We start from the raw sequence: 20,955 nt of genomic DNA, 5'->3' as shown, positions 1-20,955 counted from the left end.
CGATGGCCTTCGCGAGGTTCTTCGCCAGCCGCCTGCTGCAGGCCGTGCCGGTCCTGCTCGGCGTGACGCTGGTGGTCTTCGTCCTGATCCATCTGGTGCCCGGTGACCCGGCCCAGACCGCCCTCGGGCCGCGGGCGACCCCGGACGCGGTCGACGCGCTGCACAGCCAGTGGGGGCTGGACCAGCCGCTGCACGAGCAGTACCTGCTGTTCATGGAGCGGCTCCTCGGCGGCGACCTCGGCACGTCACTGCGCTTCGGCCAGTCGGCCGGCGACCTGATCGCCGCCCGGCTGCCGGTCACCCTGTGGCTGATCGTGTACGCGGCCGCGCTGGCCTGCGTGTTCGCCGTGCCGCTGGCGCTGTGGGCGGCGTCGCGGCCCGCGGCGCTGCGCGACCGGGTGGTCCGCGTCATCTCGGTCGTCGGCCTCGGTGTGCCCGGCTTCTGGCTCGGGCTGGTGCTGATCGAGGTGGTGTCGGTGAACTGGCTGCTGTTGCCGGCCGCCGGGGTCGAGCCGGGCTTCCTCGGTCACGTCGAGTCGCTGTTCCTGCCGAGCCTGACCATCGCCGCCGGGATGACTCCGCTCGTGGTCAGGAGCCTGCGCACGGAGGTGCTGCGGGTCACCGAGTCCGACTTCGTGACCACCGCGAGAGCGAAGGGGCTGACGCCGCATCAGATCCGGATGCGGCACCTCCTGCGCAATGCCCTGGCGCCGTCGGTGACGGTGCTCACGGTGAACGTGAGCTTCCTGATCGGCGGCACGCTCGTGATCGAGCGGGTCTTCGGCCTGGGTGGTCTCGGCGACCTCATGCTGACCGGCATCGACGCCCGCGACTTCCCGCTCGTCCAGGCGGTCACGCTGGTGCTGGCCGTCCTGGTCGTCATCGTCAACATCCTCGGCGACCTGGCCCAGGCGCTGATCGACCCCCGTGTGGAGGTCCAGTGAGCGTCAGCAGCAGCCTGTCCCGCACCGGTGTGGCGGCGTGGTACGAGCGCCGGTCCCGCCGCCGCTCGTCGCGCGGCGCCGACACGTCGCTGGCGATCGGCCTGGCCATCATCGGCGTCATGATGCTGGCGGCGCTGCTCGCGGGCGTGCTGTCGCCGGCGGACCCGATCCGCCAGGACATCCCCAACGCGCTGGCGCCGCCCGGCACGGACGGCCACCCGCTCGGGACCGACGCGCTCGGCCGCGACGTGCTGACCCGGATGCTGTACGCCGCCCGGACCGACCTGTTCGTCGCCGTGGGCGCCGTGCTGCTGCCGCTGGTGATCGGCGTCGCCGTCGGCACGATCGCCGGGTACCGGGGCGGGATCGTCGACCGCGTCGTCACCGGGGTCGTCAACGTCGTCTTCGCCTTCCCCGTGATGGTCCTCCTGATCGCCCTCGTGTTCATCCTCGGGCCCGGCATCCCCACGATCATCGTGGCGGTGACGCTGGTCAGCTGGGTCTCCTACGCCCGGCTGGCCAGGGATCTGGTGCGGCGGGAACGGTCGATGGACTACGTGCTCGCGGCGAAGGTGAGCGGGCTGCCGACCCGGCGCATCCTGGGCCGGCACATCCTGCGCAACATCATCGCGCAGCCGGTCACGTTCGCGATGTCCGACGCCGTCGCCATCATCCTGTTCATCACCGCGCTCGGCTTCCTCGGCCTGGGCGTGCCACCACCGGCGCCCGACTGGGGCACGATGATCGCCGACGCCCAGCCGTACTTCACGACGCACTGGTGGCTGGCGGTCTTCCCCGGCCTGGCCATCTGCGCCGCGGGCCTCGGGCTGTCGCTGATCGCCGACGGCCTCTCGCAGAAGTGGAACGCCCAGTGACCGGGCCGGACGAGCACCTGCTCTCGGTGCGGGGACTGCGGCTGCGCGTCGGTGCCGAGCCGCACGACGTGGTGCGCGGCGCGTCGCTGCACGCGGCCCGAGGCGAGGTCGTCGGCATCGCCGGCGAGTCCGGGTCCGGGAAGTCGCTGACCCTGCGGGCGATCGCCGGGCTGCTGCCCACCAGCGTCGCCGTCGCCGGCGGCGACATCGAGGTCGACCGGGTCGACGTCGTCAGGGCCGGCCCGCAGGCGCTGCGCAGGCTGCGCGGCCGCACCGTCGGCATGGTCTTCCAGGAGCCGATGACGGCGTTGAACCCGACGATGCGGATCGGGCGGCAGATCGCCGAGGCCGCCATGGCCCACGGCGGCCTCTCCCGGTCCCAGGCGCGGACCCGGGCGGTCGAGCTGCTGGAGCGGGTCGGTTTCCCCGAGCCCGCCCGCCGCTACCGCCAGTTCCCGCACCAGTTGTCCGGCGGGATGCGCCAGCGGGTGGTCATCGCGATCGCCCTGGCGGGCAACCCGTCGCTGCTGCTGTGCGACGAGCCGACCACCGCCCTGGACGCCACCGTCACGCTCAAGATCCTGGACCTGCTGACTGACCTCGTGCGCGACCTCGGTATCGGGATCGTGTTCGTGACGCACGACCTGGGCGTGGCGGCGCGGATCTGCGACCGCATCGCGGTGATGTACGCCGGCCAGGTGGTGGAGGAAGGACCGACGGAGCAGCTGCTGCGCCGGCCCCGGCATCCGTACACGCTGGCGCTGCTGCGGGCCGTGCCCACGCGCGACCGTGACATCGACGCCCTGCGGGCGATCCCCGGCAACCCGCCGCAGCGCGGCGAGGAGCTGCCCGGGTGCGCGTTCGCGCCGCGCTGCGAGTACGCCGAACCCGAGTGCCGGAGCGAGATCGAGTTCGTCCCCATCGGCGCCGGCCGCTCGACCGCCTGCCGGCGCCATCCGCTGCTGGCGGCCATGGCGGGAGGACTCCATGACTGAACCGCTGCTCGACGTGCGGGACCTGGCGGTGACGTTCACCTCCGGCCGGTCCTGGGGCGGTGACCGCGGCCGGGTCCACGCCGTCCGCGGCGTCGACTTGTCCGTGCGCGCCGGTGAAGCGTTCGCCCTGGTCGGCGAGTCGGGGTCGGGCAAGTCGACGACCGCCAAGTGCGTCGCCGGGCTGCAGCGGCCGACCCGCGGCTCGATCACGTTCGCGGGCGCGCCGCTGGACCCGGCCCGCGACCGCGGACAGCGCCGCGCCATCCAGATGATCTTCCAGGACCCCTACAGCAGCCTGAACCCGCGCATGACCATCGGCGCCGCGCTGATCGAGATCCTGCGGGTGCACCGCCTGGCCTCGGGCCGCGCGGCCGCGGAACGGCGGGCGGCCGAACTGCTCGACCTGGTGGGCATGCCGCGCAGCGCGCTGGACCAGCGTCCCCGCGCCTTCTCCGGCGGGCAGCGGCAACGGCTCGGGATCGCCCGGGCGCTGGCCGTCGAGCCGTCGCTGCTGGTCGCCGACGAGCCGGTGTCGGCGCTGGACGTCTCGATCCAGGCCTCGGTGCTGCTCCTGCTCAAGCAGCTCCAGCGCGAGCTGGGTCTGACCATGCTGTTCATCTCCCACGACCTCGCCGTCGTCCGGCAGCTGTGCGACCGCGTGGCCGTCATGGCCGACGGGCTGATCGTCGAGGAGGGCACGGTCGGCCAGGTGCTGACCGAGCCGTCGGCGGACTTCACCCGGACCCTCCTCGCGGCGGCGACCGACCTGCCACCGCTGGACCTGGACCTCGAGCACCGGCAACCGACGCGGAGGAGCACGCCATGACGTACGGGACCCTCGGACGCGCGCCGTTCGGCGCGCCGACCCCGGACCGTCCGCCGCGCGACGTCTTCGACGCGTACCGGCAGGTCGACCCGACGGCGCCGCGGTCGTTCGAGGCCGGCATCCCGATGCGCGACGGCGTCGAGCTCGCGGCCACCGTGCACCTCCCGGCGGCCGCGGTGCTGCCCGCGCCGGCGATCGTGCGCGGAACCCCGTACGACAAGAGCGCCGGGATGCCGCAGGACGTCAGCCGCAAGGTCGACGCCGGCTACGTGCACGTCCGCTACGACGTCCGCGGGCGCGGCAAGTCCGAGGGCCTGTGGCACCCGTTCACCCTCACCGAGGCGCAGGACGGGCACGACGTCGTCGAGTGGGTGGCGGCGCAGGACTGGTGCGGCGGCGCCGTCGGCGCCGAAGGGCTGAGCTACGACGGGTGGACCACCATGGCCACCGTCAGCCAGAACCCGCCGCACCTGCGGGCGGCCACCCCGTTCTCCGCGGCCGGCCGGTGGCAGCAGGAGATCCCGTACACCTACGGGTGCTTCCAGCTGTTCTTCGTGTGGTGGTGGGCGGCGGTCCGGCGCCGCATCATGGACTCCAGCCTCGACGTGCCCGCCCTGTTCGACCTGCTGCCGGTCCAGGCCATGGGCGACGTCCTCGACACCGCCGGGCCGGGCTGGGCGGAGTGGATGGAGCACGACGCCCTCGACGACGTGTGGCGCGGGCGCCGCTTCGACGGCGCCTACACCTTCGACGTCCCGACCCTGCACGTCACCGGCTGGCACGACCGCGAGGACATCCAGGCCGCGTTCCACCACTACGAGCAGATGATGGCGCACTCCCCCGCCCGCGACCGGCAGTGGCTGCTCGTCGGGCCGTGGAGCCACGTGTCGTCGTACTACCCGACCAGCACGTACAAGGGCATCGAGTATCCCGGCGGGACGGTCGACATGGCCGGCATCCAGCTGCGCTTCTTCGACCGGTTCCTGCGCGGCGAGGACAACGGGGTCGACGACGAGCCGCGGGTGCAGCTCTACGACCCCGGCGCGAAGTCGTGGCAGGTCCGGCCGGCCTGGGCCGGCGGCACCCGGGAGCTGAGCCTGTACCTCGGTGACGACGCCACCCTCGGTGAGGCGCCCGGGACGGCCGGGTCGCACAGCTACGACTACGACCCGCTGGCGCCCAACGGCCTGAGCGTCGACCTGGAGAACCTGCCGCTGGAGCCGGACCTGGACCTCGCCGAGCTCGAGGCCCAGCCCGGCGTCGTGTCGTGGACCAGCGCGCCGCTCGACGGCGCCGTGACCATCCGCGGCTGGGGCGAGGCCGAGCTGTGGGCGTCCACCGACGGCGAGGACACGGAATGGCACGTGAAGCTCGCCGACGTCGACGACGAGGGCCGGGCGCTCTGCGTCGCCTGGGGTTGCCTGCGCGCGTCGCACGGTAAGGACCTGTCGGCGCCCGCGGCCGTCACGCCGGGCGCGGTCGAGCGCTACTCGATCGAGCTCACCCCCATGTTCCACACGATCCGGCCGGGCCACCGGATCAGGCTGGTGCTGGCCAGCTCGGAGTTCCCCTGGTTCGCCCGGAACCTCAACACGTTCGAGCCGATCGCCACCCAGGCCGAACCACGCGTGGCGCACAACAGCGTCTTCCACGGCGACGCACGTCCGTCGCGGATCCGATTGGAGATCGAGTCATGACCATCGACACCACCGCGCTGGGCGGTTCGTCCGCGCTCGTCACCGGCGCCGCCTCGGGCATCGGCGCGGCCGCCGCCCGGCAGCTCGCCGCGGCCGGCGCGCGGGTCGTCGTCGCCGACCTGCAGGCCGAGAAGGGCGGCGCGCTGGCCGACGAGATCGGCGGCGTCTTCGTCGAGGTCGACGTCACCCGCACCGAGCAGGTCCAGGGCGCGGTCGAACGGGCCGTCGAGCTGGCGCCGCTGCGCGCCGTGGTCTGCTCGGCCGGCTTCGCGCCGGCGCAGCGCACCATCGGCCGCGACGGCGAGTTCGCCTCGGCCCACGACCTCGAGCTGTACACCAAGGTCCTCGGGGTGAACCTGATCGGCACCTTCGACACGATCCGGCTGGCCGCCACCGCGATGAGCCGCAACGAGCCCGACGCCGACGGCGGGCGCGGCGCGATCGTGGCGTTCGCCAGCGTGGCCGCGTTCGACGGTCAGATCGGCCAGGCCGCGTACTCGTCGTCCAAGGGCGGCATCGTGGGTCTCACGCTCCCGGTGGCCCGCGACCTGTCGGTGAGCGGGATCCGCCTCAACACCATCGCGCCGGGTCTCGTCGACACCCCGATCTACGGCGAGGGCGAGAAGGCCGAGGAGTTCAAGGCCCGGCTGGGCCAGTCGGTGCTGTTCCCCAAGCGGCTCGGACGGCCCGACGAGGTCGCCCGCATGGTGGTGGAGTGCCTGACGAACCCGTACATGAACGGCTCGGTCGTCCGGGTCGACGGCGGCGTCCGGCTGCCCCCGAAGTAGCCGCACCGTGACGTCCATGCCGGCCTTCGCCGCGATTCCCAAGCAGGAAGGGCTGCGGGTGAGCGTCGCCCGCGCCCTGCGCGAGGCCATCGTCTCGGGCGAGATGGAGCCCGGCACGGTGTACTCCGCGCCGAGTCTCGGGCAGCGCTTCGGGATCTCCGCGACGCCGGTGCGTGAGGCGCTGCTCGACCTGCTCGGTGAGGGGCTGGTGTCGGCGGTGCCGAACAAGGGGTTCCGCGTGGCCGAGGTGTCCGAGCAGGACCTCGACGAGATCACCGACCTGCGTCTGCTGGTCGAGCCCCCGGCCGCCCGCCGCGCGACCGCGTCGATCCCCCGCCGCGACGTCCCCGCCCTGCGCGAGCTCGCCCGGGAGATCGCCGGCCGCGCGAGCGCCGGCGACCTGATCGCCTACCACCGGGGCGACCGCCGCTTCCACCTCCGGCTCGCCGGCTACGCGGGCAACCAGCGCCTCGTGGACCTGATCTCCCGGCTCTGCGACCAGACCCGGCTGGCCGTCCTCGCCCCGTTCGTCGAGCGGGGCGCCCTCGCGGCCGCCGCCGCCCAGCACCTCGACCTCGTCGACCTGATCGAGGCGGGTGACGGCGCGGCCGCCGAGGCACTGATGCGGCGGCACCTCACGCACCCCTAGCGCTGCGCCGGCTGGGTGGCCTCACTGTCGCCCTGGCAGCAGCGGCGCCACGCAACGGTGTGAGATCGCTGCGTGATCGATGTGAGCACACTGTCGCGTCCGCGACCAGGTTGCCGCATCGTTGTCGCAGCGATCTCACATCGATCACGCCGGCCGGGGCGCGGATGCCGGTGCACCCTGGAACCTGCGCACAGCCGGGCCCCGGCGAACGGGTGAGATCGCTGCGCCGAGTGGGTGGCATCACTGTCGTCCTCGCAGCAGCGGCGCCACCCAGTGAACGCAGCGATGCCACCCGCCATCGCCGGTGTGACTGTGACCCGCATGTTGGATGACGACGTCGGCGTCATCGTGGCGATGCCGCGCTCGCGCAGCCACGCCCGGTTCGCCGTGGATGGGTAGTCAGACGGGATCGGTGAACGAGATCGGCTTGCCGGTGGCGGTGGCGTATGCGATCTCCCTGCTCGTGGACTCGCCGATGTACCCGCCTGGGTTGACCACCAGAACCCGGTCAGCCAGGTCGATCTTGCGCAGGTGGAGGGTGTCCAGCGCGGTCTTCTGCACGTCGGTGATCAACTCGTCTGCTTCGCCTGGCGCGACGACGATGACACCTGCGAAGGTCAGATCACGGTTCGCCGCACGCATCTCGTCCACGAACCGCGTAGAGCCGCAGATGCAGACGATCTCAGGTCGGTCGGGCACGGCTCAGCAGTTTACGCAGCGAGAGGGACACCACGCGGCTGCACCGCACCCCGAACGGCGTCAGCGGAAGGGCGAGGCGCCCAGGGAGGCCAGCAACTCGGCATCCAGCGGGATGTCCGCGATGCGGTACGCCGGAGGCGTCTCCCCCATGAGGTGACGGACGAGGTAGTCCCAGCGCCGCCGCAGCCAGTACTCCTGATGCACCATCAGGGAATGCTCGGCGTTCGGGACGATGAGCAGGTCGAAGTCCTTGTTCGCCGCCATCAACGCGTCCACGAGCCGCATCGTCTGATGCGGCGTGACGTTGTCGTCCATCTCGCCGTGCACCAGGAGGAGCTTGCCCTTCAGCTGGCCGGCGAGCGAGGCGTTGGCATGGGCCTCGTAGTCGAACTCGTCGGGCCGCCCGAAGAACTTCTCTCCCCACCACGCGTGGTAGGTCTTGTCGTCGTGGTCGCCGGAGGACGAGACCGCGACCTTGAAGAAGTCGGGGGCCTGCAGCAGCGCCCTCGTGGACCCGAGTCCGCCGCCGGAGTGGCCGAAGATGCCGACGCGGTCCAGATCCATCCACGGCCGGGCCTCGGCGAGCTGCGTGATCGCCGCGACATGGTCCTCGACGTACTGGCCGGCGCCATGTAGCCGCTCGTGGTCCTGGAACGCCTTGTGCCGTAGCGCGGTCCCCCGTGCGTCGACGGCGACGACGACGAAGCCGAGCGCGGCGAACACGTGCCCGTGGCGCGATCCGGTCAGGGCACCGCCGGACAGCGGGAACCGCAGCGGCGTGGTCGACACCTGCGGGCCGGCGTAGATCTCGTCGAGGACCGCGTACTTCCGCGACGGGTCGAAGTCGAACGGGGTGTAGACGGCGCAGTAGATGTCGGTCACGCCGTCGGCCGCCTTGACCACGACGCGTTCCGGCGGTGTCCAGCCGGCAGCGTAGAGGGCCGACGCGTCCGCCTGCTCGAGGTCCGTCACGACCTCGCCGGTGGTCCCGTCGCGCAGCACCGACACGGCGGGGACGTCGACGCTGGACGTGACGTCGACGAAGAACCGCCCGGACCTCGACGGCAGGCAGTCGTGGTCGAGCCCGTCGGAGGTGACGGCCGTGATCTCGCCGCCGTCCAGCGACACCGAGTAGAGCTCCTGCAGGTAGATGTCGGCGCCGGGCTCACGGCCGGCCGCGGTGAAGACGACCCGCCGGGCCCGCTCGTCGACGCTGACGATCCGGCGGACCAGCCAGTCACCGGAGGTGACCGTGGTGACGGCGCCATCGGGGCCGTGCAAGTACAGATGGCCCCAGCCGCTGCGCTCGGACCACAGCAGCACCTCGCCCGAGTCCAGCACCTCGACGTTGCGTTCGTGGTGGTGGGGTGCGTACAGGATCTGGGTCTGGCTGGTCTCCTCGACGAGGACGGTGTCCGCCCCGGTCCGCGGGTCGAGTTCGCGCACCCTGGACGTCCTGTCGCCGCGATCGCCCCACACCCAGTGGATCTTGGTGCCGTCGTCGTTCCACCAGAGGAACCCGTAGGCGATCGTCGGCACGAACGGCGTCGGGACGGGCCCGGCCGCCGACCACGTCGCCGCCCCCGTCGCCGCGTCGAAGACGACGAACTCGGCCGTGGCGACCGTCTCGTCGCCGACCAGCGGGTAGTGGTAGCTCATCGGCGTGGGGCGCCCGCCGTCCGCCGGCGTGGAACGGACCAGGTGCATGAGCTCGACGCCGCGCTGATCGAGCCGGTGGGTGACGAACCGGGTGGAGTCCGGCGACCACACCACCTGCGGCGGCAGGGTGAAGCCCAGGTTCTCCTGCATCACCCGGGACGAGACCGCGTCGTTCATCGCACCGTAGGAGTGGGACTCGACGCCGTCGGTGGTGAGCCACCGCTCCTCGTCGGTCGCCGTGTCGCGGACGTACAGGTTGTGGTCGCGCGCGCCGACGGACCAGCGCCCGTCGGGCGAGCGGACCTCGGCCGGGTGGGCCGGGCCGACGACGGCCGCCGCATAGGTGTCCAGCGAGACCTCGATGCGCTGGTCGCCGACGACGACCTGGACCGCACCGTCGACGAGGTCGATCGCGACGAACGGCAGGGCGGCCGGATCGACGTCGTCGTCGACGACACCGCTGAGCGACTTCGCCAGCCGGGCGTGGTCGAACGCTGGACGCTTCGTGCCCGCCACCGCGTCGACCAGCACGAACTCCGAGCCGTTCGCGGTCGTCCTGCGGTACCAGAACGTCTCGGTGTCGCGGATCCAGACCGGGCTCACGCGCGGCGCGTCGACCAGCTTCTTGAAGTGGTGCGGCAGCAGTGCCTCGGCCCGGGCGTAGCGGGCGGCAGGATCGGTGGTCACGACATCCACTCCTCGGCTCATCCGACGTACCGTGCCCCGCTGAAGAACTGCGGGCCCTGACCTGATCCGATCTGCCCGATGCCGCTGCTGCCCCACATGCCCATCACCGGGTCGGAGTCGGGCGGGCCGTAGGGCGAGTTCAGCCGCACGAGGCCGGCGCGCAACCGGCGGCCCACGGCACGCGCGGCGTCGCGATCGCCGCCGAACACGTAGCCGGCCAGGCCGTAGGAGTGGTCGTTGGCGATGGTGACCGCCTCGTCGAGGTCGCGATACGTCCGGACCAGCAGGGCGGGGCCGAAGATCTCTTCGCGCAGGTCCGGCGCGCCGTCGGCGACCACCACGGCCGGCGCGGCGAAGTGGCCTCCGGACTCCGGCAGCTTCCCGTAGCGGCGCACCTCGCAGCCGCGCGCGGCGAACTGGGCGAGCTGCTCCTCGACCCGGCGGCGATGCGGCTCGTGCGCCAGCGGACCCAGCTGGGTGGCGGGGTCGGCCGTGGCACCGATGGTCACCGCATCGAGAGCGGTCGCGAACGCGGCCAGGTAGTCCTGCGCCTCGGCCTCGGGGACGATGAGTCGCCGCGGCGCGACGCAGTACTGCGAGTTCAGCGTCAGCATCGCCGTGACGACGTGCTCGGCCACGGCCGCCGGGTCCTCACCGGCGAGCACCACGGCCGGGTTGTTGCCGGACAGCTCGAGGTCGACGGGTTTGAGCTGCGCCGCGCAGGCCTGCGCCACGGCGGTGCCGCCGGCCACCCCGCCGGTGTAGGAGACGGCGGCGACGCGCTCGTCGCCGACCAGGGCGGCGCCGACCGCGCTGCCGCCGTGGACGATCTGCACGACGCCCGCGGGCAGGGTCGCCTGGACGGCCTCGGCGAAGATCCCGGTGAAGTGCGGCGCCCACTCCGACGGTTTGATGATCACCGGGCAGCCGGCCGTCAGGGCGTCGGCGGTCTTGACCATCGCCAGGTGGGCCGGGGCGTTCCACGGGAGGAACACCGCGGCCGGGCCCCACGGGAGCCGCCACTGGTCGCTCACGCCGGCCGACGTGGCCTGCTCGACGTGGCCGAACCCCTCCTCGATCTGCGCGGCGGCGACGTCGAGGAGCATGGCCACGGCGCTTCCGAACGCGGTGATCGTCGTCTGCGGCACCCCCGTGTCCTGGGCGTCGGCCCGGGCGATGTCGGGGACGCGCGCCTGGAGCTCGAGCCGCAGGGCGCGCAGGGCCGCGGCGCGTTCCGCACGCGGCAGCCCGAACCAGGTTCCGTCGGTGTGCGCGGCCCACGCGGTGGCCAGGGCCGCGTCGACGCTCGCGGCGGAGCTGGCCAGTTGCGGGTGCAGTTCCCGCCCGGTGTCGGCGTCGGTCAGGACCGGGTCCAGGGTGTCGGCCGGGACCGCGGCCGTCGTGCCCACGAGTTCCCGGATCGTGCAGTCGTGATCGCTCACCGTGACATGACCTCCGAACGCATCGATGCCGCGACCTTCTCGCCGACGAGGATCGCGGTCAGGTTGGTGTTCGCCCGGGGCACCCACGGGAGGATGCTCGCGTCGGCCACGCGCAGGCCGTCGACGCCGAGGACGCGGCCGTGCGGGTCGACCACGGCCCGCGGGTCGCCGGGAGCGCCCATGCGGCACGACCCGGTCGCGTGCACCGTGTCGGACACGGCGGCGAGGGCGAACCGCGCGAACTCGTCGTCGGACATGGTCTCGGCCGGGTCGGCGTTCACGGCGCCGAGGTTGCCGAGGCTCATCGCCGACGCGATGCCCTTCAGCTCCGGCTGCGCGGCGAAGGACCGCAGCTCCTCGGTCACGGCCCGGAACCTGCGCAGGTCGTCGGGGTGCGACAGCAGGTCGAAGTCGACCAGCGGGTCAGTGGCCGGGTCGGTGGAGGCGAGCCGGACCGAGCCGGTCGAGGTGACCCGGTTGACCCAGCCGACGACGCCGGCGGCCGGCACGCCGAGGCCCAGCGCGCCCGTCACGGCGATCATGGCGTCGTTGGCCTCGTCCCCGACGCCGGTGGTGAACCGCACGCAGACCTGGCCGCGCATGGGCACGCCGCGGTAGTCGACCTCCTGGTGCAGGCCGAGGCCCAGCGCGATGCTCGGGTGGTCCTGCAGGCCGCGCCCGACGGGAAGGTCCGCGACGGGATCGACGCCGGCCTCGCGCAGCTCGCCGGCCGGGCCGACGCCCGAGCGCAGCAGCACCGCCGGCGAGTGGATGGCGCCGGCGGACACGACGACCTCGGCGGCGCGGAACTCGACCGGAGCACCACCGACGATCGCGCGCACGCCGGTCACCCGCGTCCCGTCGAACAGGACGCGGTCGACCAGCGCGTCACCGACGACGTGCAGCCCGGGCCGCTCGCGGGCCGGTTCGAGGTAGCCGTCGTTGGTCGAGACCCGGACGGTGCCGAAGCTGTTGAGCGCGTACGGCGAGACCCCGGTCGAGCCCGGCGCGTTGTGGTCCGGCGCCCACGGGTGGCCCAGCCGCCGGGCGGCCTGGTCGACGGCGGCGTCGACGGCGGCGAAGTCGTCCTGCCGCGGCCGCGTGATCGGGATCGGCCCGTCACTGCCGTGGTACGCCTCGGCGCCGAAGTCGAGGTCGTTCTCGAGCCGGCGCAGCAGCGGCAGGACGTCGTCGTGGCCCCAGCCGGCGCAGCCCAGCGCGGCCCAGCCGTCGAAGTCCTCGACGGTCGCCCGGATCGCGAACAGCCCGTTGACCGCGGAGCTGCCGCCGACGCCGCGGCCGCGGGCGTACGGCAGCCGGTCCTGCACGGGCGTGCGGGCGGCCAGCAGCCCCGGGAACATGTGGGTGTTCAGCAGGGTCGCCGTCGGCTGGACGATCATCGGCTCGATGCTGCGGATCTCCGGGAGCGCGTCGGCCGACCGGTAGTCGGGGCCCGCTTCCAGGACGAGCACCCGGCGGCCGTCGTCCTCGGTCAGCCGGGAGGCCAGCGCCGCGCCCGCGGAACCGGCGCCCACGACGATGACGTCGTAGTCGAAATCGTTCACGGCTGGTCCTCCCCGCGGCCGCCGAGGTGCTCGGCGAAGTGGCGTTCGACGGTGCGGAACATCGTCATGACGTTCTCCGGGTTCTGGAAGCCGTGCCCCTCGTCGTCGGCGACCAGGTACTCGACGGCGACGCCGCGGGCGCGCAGGGCCTCGACGATGGCGTCGGACTCCGCCTTGACCACGCGGACGTCGTTGGCGCCCTGGACGACCAGCAGCGGCGTGCGGATGCGGTCGACCATCGTGATGGGCGAGCGGGCCAGCAGGTCGGCCTCCTGCTCGGGATCGGCCGGGTCGCCGCAGTAGAGCAGGAAGTTGTTCACCATCTGCGGGTGCAGGAACTCCGGCAGCGTGCGCATGAAGTTCGGCAGGCTGGAGATGCCGCAGTAGTCGACGGCCGCGGCGAAGTAGTCCGGCGTCACCGTGACCCCGACCAGCGCCGAGTACCCGCCGTACGAGCCGCCGAAGATGCCGATGCGGGCGGGGTCGGCGTAGCCCTGCTTCACCGCCCAGTCCGCGGCGTCGATGACGTCGTCGTGCATGGCGCCGGCGAACTCCTTGATCGCCGCCGTGGTGTGGCGCCGTCCGTAGCCCGACGAGCCGCGGAAGTTCACCTGGAGCACGGCGTAGCCGCGGCCGGCCAGGAACTGGGCGGTCGGGTGGTAGCCCCACACGTCGTGGAACCACGGGCCGCCGTGCAGGAACAGCACCAGCGGCAGGGCTTCCGGCTCCACCCCGACGGGCAGGGTGAGGAAGCCGTGCAGCGGCAGCCCGTCCCGCGCCGCGAACGCGACCGGCGTCATCGGCGCCAGCTCCGCCGGGTCCAGCCGCGGGTACGGCCGGAACAGCAGCCGGCTCTCGCCCGTGCCGTGGTCGTAGAGATGGGTCAGGCCCGGCTCGCGGTCGTGGGCGAAGGTCGCGACCCACCACCGTTCGGACTCGTCCGACGACAGCCCCGCCAGCACCCCGTCCGACAGTCTGGACAGCGCCGCGTACACCTCGGCGAAACCGGGGTCCACGACGTGGATCACCGGCCGGTCCCCCACGAACCGCGCCGCCAGCACCTCGCCGGTGCGCCGGCTGGTGAACAGGGTCGGTGCCGCCGCCGGCGACACGGCCTCGGCGATGCACAGGCTGTGCCCGTCCAGCGCTGCCACGACGGTCTCGTCGCCGGTCGCGATGTCGACGCGGACCAGCCGCAGGTCGTCGGAGTCCTGGTACGACCCCACGAGCAGGCCGGCGCCGTCCGGGGTGATCCGGGCCGGGTGGACGCCGAGCGGGTGCTCCGGGCCGCCCTGCCGGTGGAAGAGCCGCCGCTGTCCGGTCGCGGCGTCGACGGCGTGGTACTCGAACGTCCCGTCGGCGGCCTGCGACTGGGCGACGACCTCGCCGCCGGGCCCGAAGACGAACCCGCCCTGGCGGTCCGGGTTCTCCCGGTGCAGGGCGGTCGCGCCGGTGGCGACGTCGATGCGGAACACGTCGACGTCCAGCGGCCGCCGGTTCATCGACACGAGGACGCTGCCGGGCACGGCCCGGAACGGCTCGACGTGCATGACGCGCGAGCCGCTGGCCATGGGCGTCAGGTCGACGGCCGGTTCGCCGGGAGCGCCGAGGTCCACCCGGTGCAGGTGCCAGTCCTCGTTGCCGTCGGTGTCCTGCAGGTACAGCAGCCAGCGCGGGTCATCGGTCCAGAAGTAGCGCCTGATGCCGCGCCGGTCGTCATGGGTCACGCACACCGCGTCGGCGTGCTCCTGGTCGATGCCGCGCACCCAGACGTTCGTCCGCCCGCTCCACGGCGCCAGATAGGCCAGCCGCGTCCCGTCCGGCGAGATCGACGCGCCGGAGAACTCCGGGTCGGCGAACAGCTCCTCGACGTCGATCGGCGCCGGGGCGGTCATGACCGCCGCCCGCCGAGGTGCTCGGCGAAGAAGCGGTCCATGGCGTGGAACATGGCGATGAGGTTCTCGGGGTTCTGGAACCCGTGGCCCTCGTCGTCGGCGACGATGTACTCGACGGCGACGCCTCGTGTGCGGAGCGCGCCGACGATGTTGTCGGCCTCCTCCTTGACGACCCTGGAGTCGTTGGCGCCCTGGACGACGAGCAGCGGGGTGCGGATGCGGTCGACCATGGTGATCGGCGACCGCGTGAGCATGTCGGCCTCGTCCGCCGGGTCCTCGGGGTCGCCGACGTAGTTGTACCAGCTGTTGCCGATGAGCGGTTTCAGGAACTCCGGCAGCGTGCGCATGAAGTTCGGCAGGCTGGAGATGCCGACGTAGTCGACCGCCGCGGCGAAGAAGTCCGGCGTCACCGTGACCCCGACCAGCGTCGAGTAGCCGCCGTAGGACCCGCCGTAGATGCCGATGCGGGCCGGGTCGGCGTAGCCCTGCTCGACGGCCCAGTTCGCCGCGTCGATCAGGTCGTCGTGCATCGCGCCGGCGAACTCCTTGATCGCGGCGGTGATGTGCTTCGCGCCGTACCCGGACGAGCCGCGGAAGTTGACCTGGAGCACGGCGTAGCCGCGGTTGGCCAGGAACTGGATCTGCGGGTCGAACCCCCACGAGTCGTGACACCACGGCCCGCCGTGCACCTTCAGGATCAGCGGCAGGCCGGTGGGTTCGACGCCCACGGGCAGGGTGAGGAACGCGTGCAGCGGCAGCCCGTCCCGCGCCGGGAACGCGACCGGCGTCATCGGCGCCAGCTCCGCCGGGTCCAGCCGCGGGTACGGCCGGAACAGCAGCCGGCTCTCCCGCGTGCCGTGGTCGTAGTAGTAGGTGAGGCCCGGTTCCCGGTCGTGGGCGAACGTCGCCACCCACCGTTGTTCCGTCTCGTCCGACGAGACCGCCGCCAGCACACCGTCGGACAGCTTGGACAGCTCCGCGTACACGTCCGCGAAGTGCGGGTCGAGGACCACGAGCTCCGGCCGCTCCCCCACGAACCGCGCGGCCAGGACCTCGCCGGTGCGCCGGCTGGTGAACAGGGTGGGCGGATAGGTGCGCGCGACGTAGCCCATGGTGCAGAGGCTGTGCCCGTCCAGCGCGGCGACCACGGTCTCGGCGCCGGTCTCGGCGTCGACCCGGACCAGGCGCAGGTCGTCGGTGCCCTGGTAGGCGCCGACGAGCAGGCCGTTGCCGTTGGCCGTGACGTGCGCCGGGTAGATCCCCATCGGGTACTCCGGCCCGCCGGACCGGTGGAACGGTCGCAGCTCGCCCGTCTCGTCGTCGGCCCTGGCGAACTCCCACACGCCGACCTCGGCGATCCGCGAGTAGAAGACCTCGCCCGCCCGGCCGAACAGGAAGTGCCCCGCCGACTCCGGGTTCTCCCGGTGCAGGGTCGTCTCGCCGGTGGCGATGTCGACGCGGAACGCGTCGACGAACATGTGCCGGCGGTTCATCGACACCACGACCGTGCCCGGCAGCGACGACAGCGGCGACACGTCCATGACCCGGGACCCGGGCGGCAGCGGCGTCAGGTCGACGGCGGGCTCGTCCGGGGCGTCGAGGTCCACCCGGTAGAGGTGCCAGTCCTCGTTGCCGTCGGTGTCCTGCAGGTACAGCAGCCACCGCGGGGAGTCGGTCCAGTAGTAGGTCTTGATGCCGCGTCGCGCGTCGTGCGTGACGCACACGGCGTCGGCGTGCTCATCGTCGACGCCGCGCACCCAGACGTTCGTCCGTCCGCTCCACGGCGCCAGGTAGGCGAGGCGTTTCCCGTCGGGCGAGATCGACGCGCCGGAGAACTCCGGGTCGGCGAACAGTTCCTCGACGTCGATCACCCTCGGTGCGGCCATGACGTGCTCACCTCGCCGTCTCGGGCCGGGCCCGCTCGAGCATCGCCAGGTAGGAGCCGCCGGTGACGAGGTCGAGCTCGGCCTGGTCCAGGCCGCGTTCGCGCAGGCCCTCGACGAGGTTGCCGAGGCGGCTGGCGTCCTCCATGCCCTCGGGCCCGACGGCGTAGACGTCCGGGCCGATCTCGTTCAGCCCGTAGGCGTTGTCCGGGTCGGCCTGCTTGAGCCCGGCCGAGATCATCTCGATGGGCGAGCCGGAGTAGTCCGCCCCGATCGCCAGGTGCTCGGCGCCGACCAGGTCGTAGATGTGCATGGCGTGGTCGAGCACGTCCGACAGCGTCGCCCGGTAGGGGTCCTCGGTGACGTAGCCGCGGTAGGTGGTGATGCCGACGACGCCGTTGCGCGCGGCGACGGCCTTGATCTGCTCGTCGGTCAGGTTGCGCCGGTGCGGGGAGACGGCGTCGGCGTTGGCGTGCGAGACGAAGAGGTCGCCGTCGTAGAGGTCGAGTGCGTCCCAGAACGACGCCCGCGACATGTGGACGAGGTCCACCATGAGCGGCAGCGACTCCAGCGCCTTGAGCACCTGCTTGCCGAGGTGGCTGAACCCGCCCTCGCCGAAGCGCTCGTTGCAGCCGGTGCACAGCAGGTTCTGCATGTTGTGCGAGAACGTGAACGTCGTGACGCCCAGCTGGGACATCGTCTCCAGCGCCTCGAAGTCGCCGGCCAGCGGGCCGTACCCCTCGAACGACATGAACAGGCCGAACGACCCCTCGGGACGGTTGTCGAAGTCGGCCCGCGACGTGCAGAACGTGATCTCGCCCTCCGAGCCGCGTGCCTCGGACAGCAGCATGCCGACCGTGGGCCAGTCGGAGACCTGCATGATGGCCCCGGTCAGGCCGCCGGCCCGCCACGGCTCCAGGTAGTGCTCACGCAGGATCTGGGCGTTCGGGTCGGCGCGGTGCCCCTCCATCACGTGCGCGATGGTGGGACCGACGTAGATGTTGATCATCTCGCTCCTCCTTCTGGCGCTGACGAGCCCGCCGCGGCCAGGACGCGGGCGTAGAAGTCGCGCTCGGCCTCGAGGGCGTGGACGAGGTTCTCCGCCTTCGCGAACAGGTGGCCCTCCCCCGCGTAGACGTGGTGCTCGTGCTCGACGCCTCGCTCGCGCAGGACGACGGCGATCGCCTCGGCCTGGTCGGCCGGGACCACGTGGTCGGCCTCCCCCTGCAGGAGGATCAGCGGCGCCGTGATGTGCTCGGCCGCCGTGACCGGCGAGCGCTCGGCGTAGAGCTCCTTCGCCTCCGGCAGCGGCCCGATCAGCGAGTCGAGGTAGCGCGACTCGAACTTGTGGGTGTCCGTCGCCATCTTGTACGCGTCGGCGACGCCGTTCATGCTGCCGCCGGCCGCGAACACGTCGCGGAAGGCCATGGCGCACAGCGTCAGCCAGCCGCCGCCGCTGAGGCCGCGGACCACCAGCCGCGACCCGTCGGCCAGCCCCTTGGCCACGAGGTACTCGGCGCCCGCCACGGCGTCGTCGACGTCGACCACGCCCCAGGTGCCCTCGAGAGCCTCGCGGTAGGCGCGGCCGTAGCCGCTGCTGCCGCGGAAGTTGAGCTCGAGATAGCCGTACCCGCGGCTGGTCCAGTACTGCTGGCGCAGGTCGAGCACGGGCACGACGTGGCCGGTGGGGCCGCCGTGGCAGTTGACGATCAGTGGCGGCGGGCCGTCGACCGGCACGGTCGGCGGGTACCAGAAGGCGTGCGCCACCGCCCCGTCGGTCGTCGGGTAGGTGATCGCCTCCGGCACCGCGACGGTCTCGGGCGCCACGGTGCCGTTGTCGCGCACCACCTCGCCCGTGCCGCCGGTGGCCGGGTCGAGCAGGACCACCGCGGGCGCGTGCCGGTAGCCGGCGGCGATGACGGCGATCCGGTCGCCGACGACGGTCGGCGAGACGAACTGCGTGTACGGCGTCGCGATCTCGTCCAGCCGCCCGTCGGGGTGCCGTACGCCCAGGTGCTCGACGCCGTCGATCGTCCACTTCACCACCAGCCGGCCGTCGGCGAAGACGTCGAGGCTGCGCAGGCCGAGGAACCACACGGGCCCGCCCATGTCGGACTCCATGCCGACCACCGGCTCCGCGGCGCCGTCCTGGTAGACGTTCCACCAGCCGGTGCGGTCGCTGAGGAAGAGCAGCTCGCCGTCCGGTGCCCAGGTGGGTTCCAGGACGGACTCGCCCGTCGAGCCGGCGACGAGGGCCGCCGGGGCGATGCCGCCGGGCGTGACGTCGGCGGTCCACAGTTGCGTGCCGTCCCACGGCATCTGCGGGTGGTCCCAGGTGATCCAGGCGATCCGGGCCCCGTCGGGCGACACCCGCGGCGAGCCCACGAAGTCGTGGCCGCCGTCGAGGACCACCGGGTCCCCGGCGCCGTCCAGGCGGACCCGCACCAGTTCGTTGGCGATGCGGCCGTCGTCGTGGTGCTGCTCGCGGACGGCGTAGACGTGCTCGCCGCTCACCACGAAGTCGCTCCACCGGACGCTCTTGCCCGGCGCCGCGGGCGTCACCGCGACGCCGCGCCGCACGCTGTGGACGCGCTGGTCCTCGCTGTCGCACAGCAGCACCTCGCCGTCCGGTGCCACGCCGTACGGGATGCCGCCGTAGCCGACGATGTTGCTGCTCGACCGCCCCGGCGGGGTGAGGTCGACCGGCTCCGCGCCCGGTTCCCAGCGGACCACGACCGTGCGGGCCTGCGCCGGCCGCGTCTCGGTCCACAGCAGGGCGTCGCCGTCAGCGCGCAGCCAGTTGAACGCCCTGGCCGGCGCGAACACGTCCGCCGCGGACAGTGCGCCGGCCGTCATGCACCGATGCCCGTCCGGACGGAGGTGAGGAACTCCACCAGGTCGGCGCGCGTCTGGGCCAGCGACGGCTCGTGCAGGTAGATCATGTGCCCGGACTCGTAGCGCTTCTTGGTGACGTTACGGGCGACGTCCGGGTGCAGGTGCAGGTGGTCGAACGTCAGCTCGGCCGGGAAGAACGGCGTGCCGAGGTCGTAGTAGCCGCTGAGCAGGAACACCTTGAGGCTGGGCGAGCGGTACATCGCTCCGCGCAGCAGCGTGGCGACCTCGAGCTGGGGCGTCCAGATGCCCAGCTGCTCGCTCTCGCGGTGCTTCCACTCGAAGCGCGGGCGGATGTGCCGGTACAGCAGCGGCCGGTCGGCCTCCCAGCCGAGGTCGCCCCGCAGGTACTTGGTCAGCGCCGCCGTCGCCGCGCCGGTCGGCGCCGTGTAGCTCGGGTCGTTCTCGAACGCCTCGCCGGCGGAGTCGGAGTCGACGCCGGTGAAGCGGGTGTCGAGCCGGCCGACGGTGCGCCCCCGGTCGCGCAGCAGCTCCTTCATGAACCGCCACAGGGTCACCCGCAGGTTCGCCCGGAGGAAGTACTCGGCCGAGATGCCGGTCAGCTCCGACAGCCGGTTGGCGATGCGCTGCTCCTCCGCGGCGGTGAGCCGGCTGCCCTTGAGCAGGGCCACCGAGTACTCGTTCAGGGCGAAGTCCTCGGCCTCCGCGACGACCGTCGTCAGGTCGCCGGAGATGACGCCGTGGTACAGCGCGGTCGCGGCGTAGCTGGGGAGCTGGCCGACCGGGCCGTTGTTGACCCCGACACCGAAGGTCGTGCCCGCGACGTCCATGAGCGAGGACAGCAGGATGACGCCGTCGACGAACAGCCCCGGCCCCTGCTGCAGGTAGTCGGCCACCGCCGGCGCCCGGAGCGTGCCGTAGCTCTCGCCGAACAGCACGATCGGGCTGTCGCCGCGGCCCTCACGCGCGATGAACTCCAGCACGAAGTCGCCGACCACGGCGGCGTCGACCTCGAGGCCGTAGAACTCCTTGGGGTCCACGCCGGGGGCGGTCCGGCTGAAGCCGGTGCTCGGCGGGTCGAGGAAGACCAGGTCGGCCACGTCGAGCAGCGAGTGCTCGTTCTCCTTCAGCTCCCACCGCGAGACGTCGACCAGCGGGTCGCCCTCGAACACGACGCGGCGCGGGCCGTAGCTGTACATGTGCAGCCAGATCGTCGACGAGCCCGGGCCGCCGTTCCACACGAACACCAGCGGCCGCTCGCGGGCCGACGACACGCCGTCGCGCAGGTAGGCGGTGTAGAAGATGGCGACCTTCGGCTTGCCCTGCTCCTCGTCGTCGTGCATGACGAGGCGACCGGTCTTCGCCGTGTACTGGATCCGCTCGCCGCCGATGGTGACGGCGTGCTGGCTGACGAACTGCTGGTCCTCCAGCGGCTTGGCGTCCGCGACCTTGTCGGCCTCGGTGGCGGTGGACTGACTGGTCGCGGTTTCCGGCATCG

At 72.4% G+C, this 20,955-nt stretch carries 16 protein-coding genes; 7 read left to right on the top strand and 9 right to left on the bottom strand.

Annotated features, from left to right (window positions below; genetic code table 11):
* Positions 1–2: 2 nt before the first annotated feature.
* From BLV02_RS12430 to BLV02_RS12400, 7 genes are read left to right on the top strand one after another with little or no spacing between them, the layout of a single operon-like run.
* Positions 3–944, top strand: a complete 942-nt coding sequence (locus BLV02_RS12430; RefSeq protein WP_069115075.1) for an ABC transporter permease — start codon at positions 3–5, stop codon at positions 942–944.
* On the top strand, positions 941–1,819 hold the full coding sequence (locus BLV02_RS12425; protein ID WP_083289238.1) for an ABC transporter permease: 879 nt from the start codon (positions 941–943) through the stop codon (positions 1,817–1,819). Before BLV02_RS12430 ends, BLV02_RS12425 begins: the two co-directional genes overlap by 4 nt.
* On the top strand, positions 1,816–2,814 hold the full coding sequence (locus BLV02_RS12420; RefSeq protein WP_141711881.1) for an ABC transporter ATP-binding protein: 999 nt from the start codon (positions 1,816–1,818) through the stop codon (positions 2,812–2,814). Before BLV02_RS12425 ends, BLV02_RS12420 begins: the two co-directional genes overlap by 4 nt.
* A complete protein-coding gene (locus tag BLV02_RS12415) occupies positions 2,807–3,640 on the top strand; it encodes an ATP-binding cassette domain-containing protein (RefSeq protein WP_069115076.1) in 834 nt (277 codons plus the stop codon). The genes BLV02_RS12420 and BLV02_RS12415 overlap by 8 nt, the downstream gene beginning before the upstream one ends.
* The gene (locus tag BLV02_RS12410; RefSeq protein WP_069115077.1) at positions 3,637–5,337 is read left to right on the top strand and encodes a CocE/NonD family hydrolase; all 1,701 of its coding nucleotides are present in this window, start codon (positions 3,637–3,639) and stop codon (positions 5,335–5,337) included. Before BLV02_RS12415 ends, BLV02_RS12410 begins: the two co-directional genes overlap by 4 nt.
* Positions 5,334–6,125: an SDR family oxidoreductase gene (locus BLV02_RS12405; protein ID WP_069115078.1), complete on the top strand. Its 792-nt coding sequence runs from the start codon at positions 5,334–5,336 to the stop codon at positions 6,123–6,125. The genes BLV02_RS12410 and BLV02_RS12405 overlap by 4 nt, the downstream gene beginning before the upstream one ends.
* Positions 6,126–6,141: 16 nt before the next feature.
* Positions 6,142–6,774, top strand: coding sequence for a GntR family transcriptional regulator (locus tag BLV02_RS12400; protein ID WP_069115200.1), 633 nt, complete (start codon positions 6,142–6,144; stop codon positions 6,772–6,774).
* A 399-nt stretch (positions 6,775–7,173) separates the two neighbouring features.
* On the opposite strand, the gene BLV02_RS12395 is transcribed toward BLV02_RS12400, so the two are convergent.
* From BLV02_RS12395 to BLV02_RS12355, 9 genes are read right to left on the bottom strand one after another with little or no spacing between them, the layout of a single operon-like run.
* Positions 7,174–7,473, bottom strand: coding sequence for a hypothetical protein (locus BLV02_RS12395; RefSeq protein WP_069115079.1), 300 nt, complete (start codon positions 7,471–7,473; stop codon positions 7,174–7,176).
* Positions 7,474–7,533: 60 nt separating this feature from the next.
* Positions 7,534–9,819, bottom strand: coding sequence for a S9 family peptidase (locus BLV02_RS12390; protein WP_171906909.1), 2,286 nt, complete (start codon positions 9,817–9,819; stop codon positions 7,534–7,536).
* A 17-nt stretch (positions 9,820–9,836) separates the two neighbouring features.
* The gene (locus tag BLV02_RS12385; protein ID WP_171906910.1) at positions 9,837–11,261 is read right to left on the bottom strand and encodes an aldehyde dehydrogenase family protein; all 1,425 of its coding nucleotides are present in this window, start codon (positions 11,259–11,261) and stop codon (positions 9,837–9,839) included.
* The gene (locus tag BLV02_RS12380; RefSeq protein WP_069115081.1) at positions 11,258–12,826 is read right to left on the bottom strand and encodes a GMC family oxidoreductase; all 1,569 of its coding nucleotides are present in this window, start codon (positions 12,824–12,826) and stop codon (positions 11,258–11,260) included. Before BLV02_RS12380 ends, BLV02_RS12385 begins: the two co-directional genes overlap by 4 nt.
* Positions 12,823–14,721: a S9 family peptidase gene (locus BLV02_RS12375; RefSeq protein WP_069115082.1), complete on the bottom strand. Its 1,899-nt coding sequence runs from the start codon at positions 14,719–14,721 to the stop codon at positions 12,823–12,825. The genes BLV02_RS12380 and BLV02_RS12375 overlap by 4 nt, the downstream gene beginning before the upstream one ends.
* A complete protein-coding gene (locus BLV02_RS12370) occupies positions 14,718–16,607 on the bottom strand; it encodes a S9 family peptidase (RefSeq protein WP_069115083.1) in 1,890 nt (629 codons plus the stop codon). Before BLV02_RS12370 ends, BLV02_RS12375 begins: the two co-directional genes overlap by 4 nt.
* A 7-nt stretch (positions 16,608–16,614) precedes the next feature.
* The gene (locus BLV02_RS12365) at positions 16,615–17,613 is read right to left on the bottom strand and encodes a dipeptidase (protein WP_069115084.1); all 999 of its coding nucleotides are present in this window, start codon (positions 17,611–17,613) and stop codon (positions 16,615–16,617) included.
* Positions 17,610–19,460 (bottom strand): S9 family peptidase, encoded by a 1,851-nt coding sequence (locus tag BLV02_RS12360; RefSeq protein ID WP_069115085.1) that lies wholly within the window; start codon positions 19,458–19,460, stop codon positions 17,610–17,612. Before BLV02_RS12360 ends, BLV02_RS12365 begins: the two co-directional genes overlap by 4 nt.
* Positions 19,457–20,953 (bottom strand): S10 family peptidase, encoded by a 1,497-nt coding sequence (locus BLV02_RS12355; RefSeq protein ID WP_069115086.1) that lies wholly within the window; start codon positions 20,951–20,953, stop codon positions 19,457–19,459. Before BLV02_RS12355 ends, BLV02_RS12360 begins: the two co-directional genes overlap by 4 nt.
* Positions 20,954–20,955 lie beyond the last annotated feature (2 nt).

The organism is Jiangella alba (assembly GCF_900106035.1).
In the GTDB taxonomy this organism is placed as follows: domain Bacteria; phylum Actinomycetota; class Actinomycetes; order Jiangellales; family Jiangellaceae; genus Jiangella; species Jiangella alba.
The sequence above is the reverse complement of the archived record's forward strand: the minus strand, read 5'-3'. Positions and strand labels throughout refer to the sequence as shown.

Coding starts and splice junctions, on each gene's coding strand:
- BLV02_RS12430 (WP_069115075.1), top strand. CDS start 3: ATGGCCTTCGCGAGGTTCTTCGCCAGCCGCCTGCTGCAGGCCGTGCCG.
- BLV02_RS12415 (WP_069115076.1), top strand. CDS start 2,807: ATGACTGAACCGCTGCTCGACGTGCGGGACCTGGCGGTGACGTTCACC.
- BLV02_RS12410 (WP_069115077.1), top strand. CDS start 3,637: ATGACGTACGGGACCCTCGGACGCGCGCCGTTCGGCGCGCCGACCCCG.
- BLV02_RS12405 (WP_069115078.1), top strand. CDS start 5,334: ATGACCATCGACACCACCGCGCTGGGCGGTTCGTCCGCGCTCGTCACC.
- BLV02_RS12400 (WP_069115200.1), top strand. CDS start 6,142: ATGCCGGCCTTCGCCGCGATTCCCAAGCAGGAAGGGCTGCGGGTGAGC.
- BLV02_RS12375 (WP_069115082.1), bottom strand. CDS start 14,721: ATGACCGCCCCGGCGCCGATCGACGTCGAGGAGCTGTTCGCCGACCCG.
- BLV02_RS12370 (WP_069115083.1), bottom strand. CDS start 16,607: ATGGCCGCACCGAGGGTGATCGACGTCGAGGAACTGTTCGCCGACCCG.
- BLV02_RS12365 (WP_069115084.1), bottom strand. CDS start 17,613: ATGATCAACATCTACGTCGGTCCCACCATCGCGCACGTGATGGAGGGG.
- BLV02_RS12360 (WP_069115085.1), bottom strand. CDS start 19,460: ATGACGGCCGGCGCACTGTCCGCGGCGGACGTGTTCGCGCCGGCCAGG.
- BLV02_RS12355 (WP_069115086.1), bottom strand. CDS start 20,953: ATGCCGGAAACCGCGACCAGTCAGTCCACCGCCACCGAGGCCGACAAG.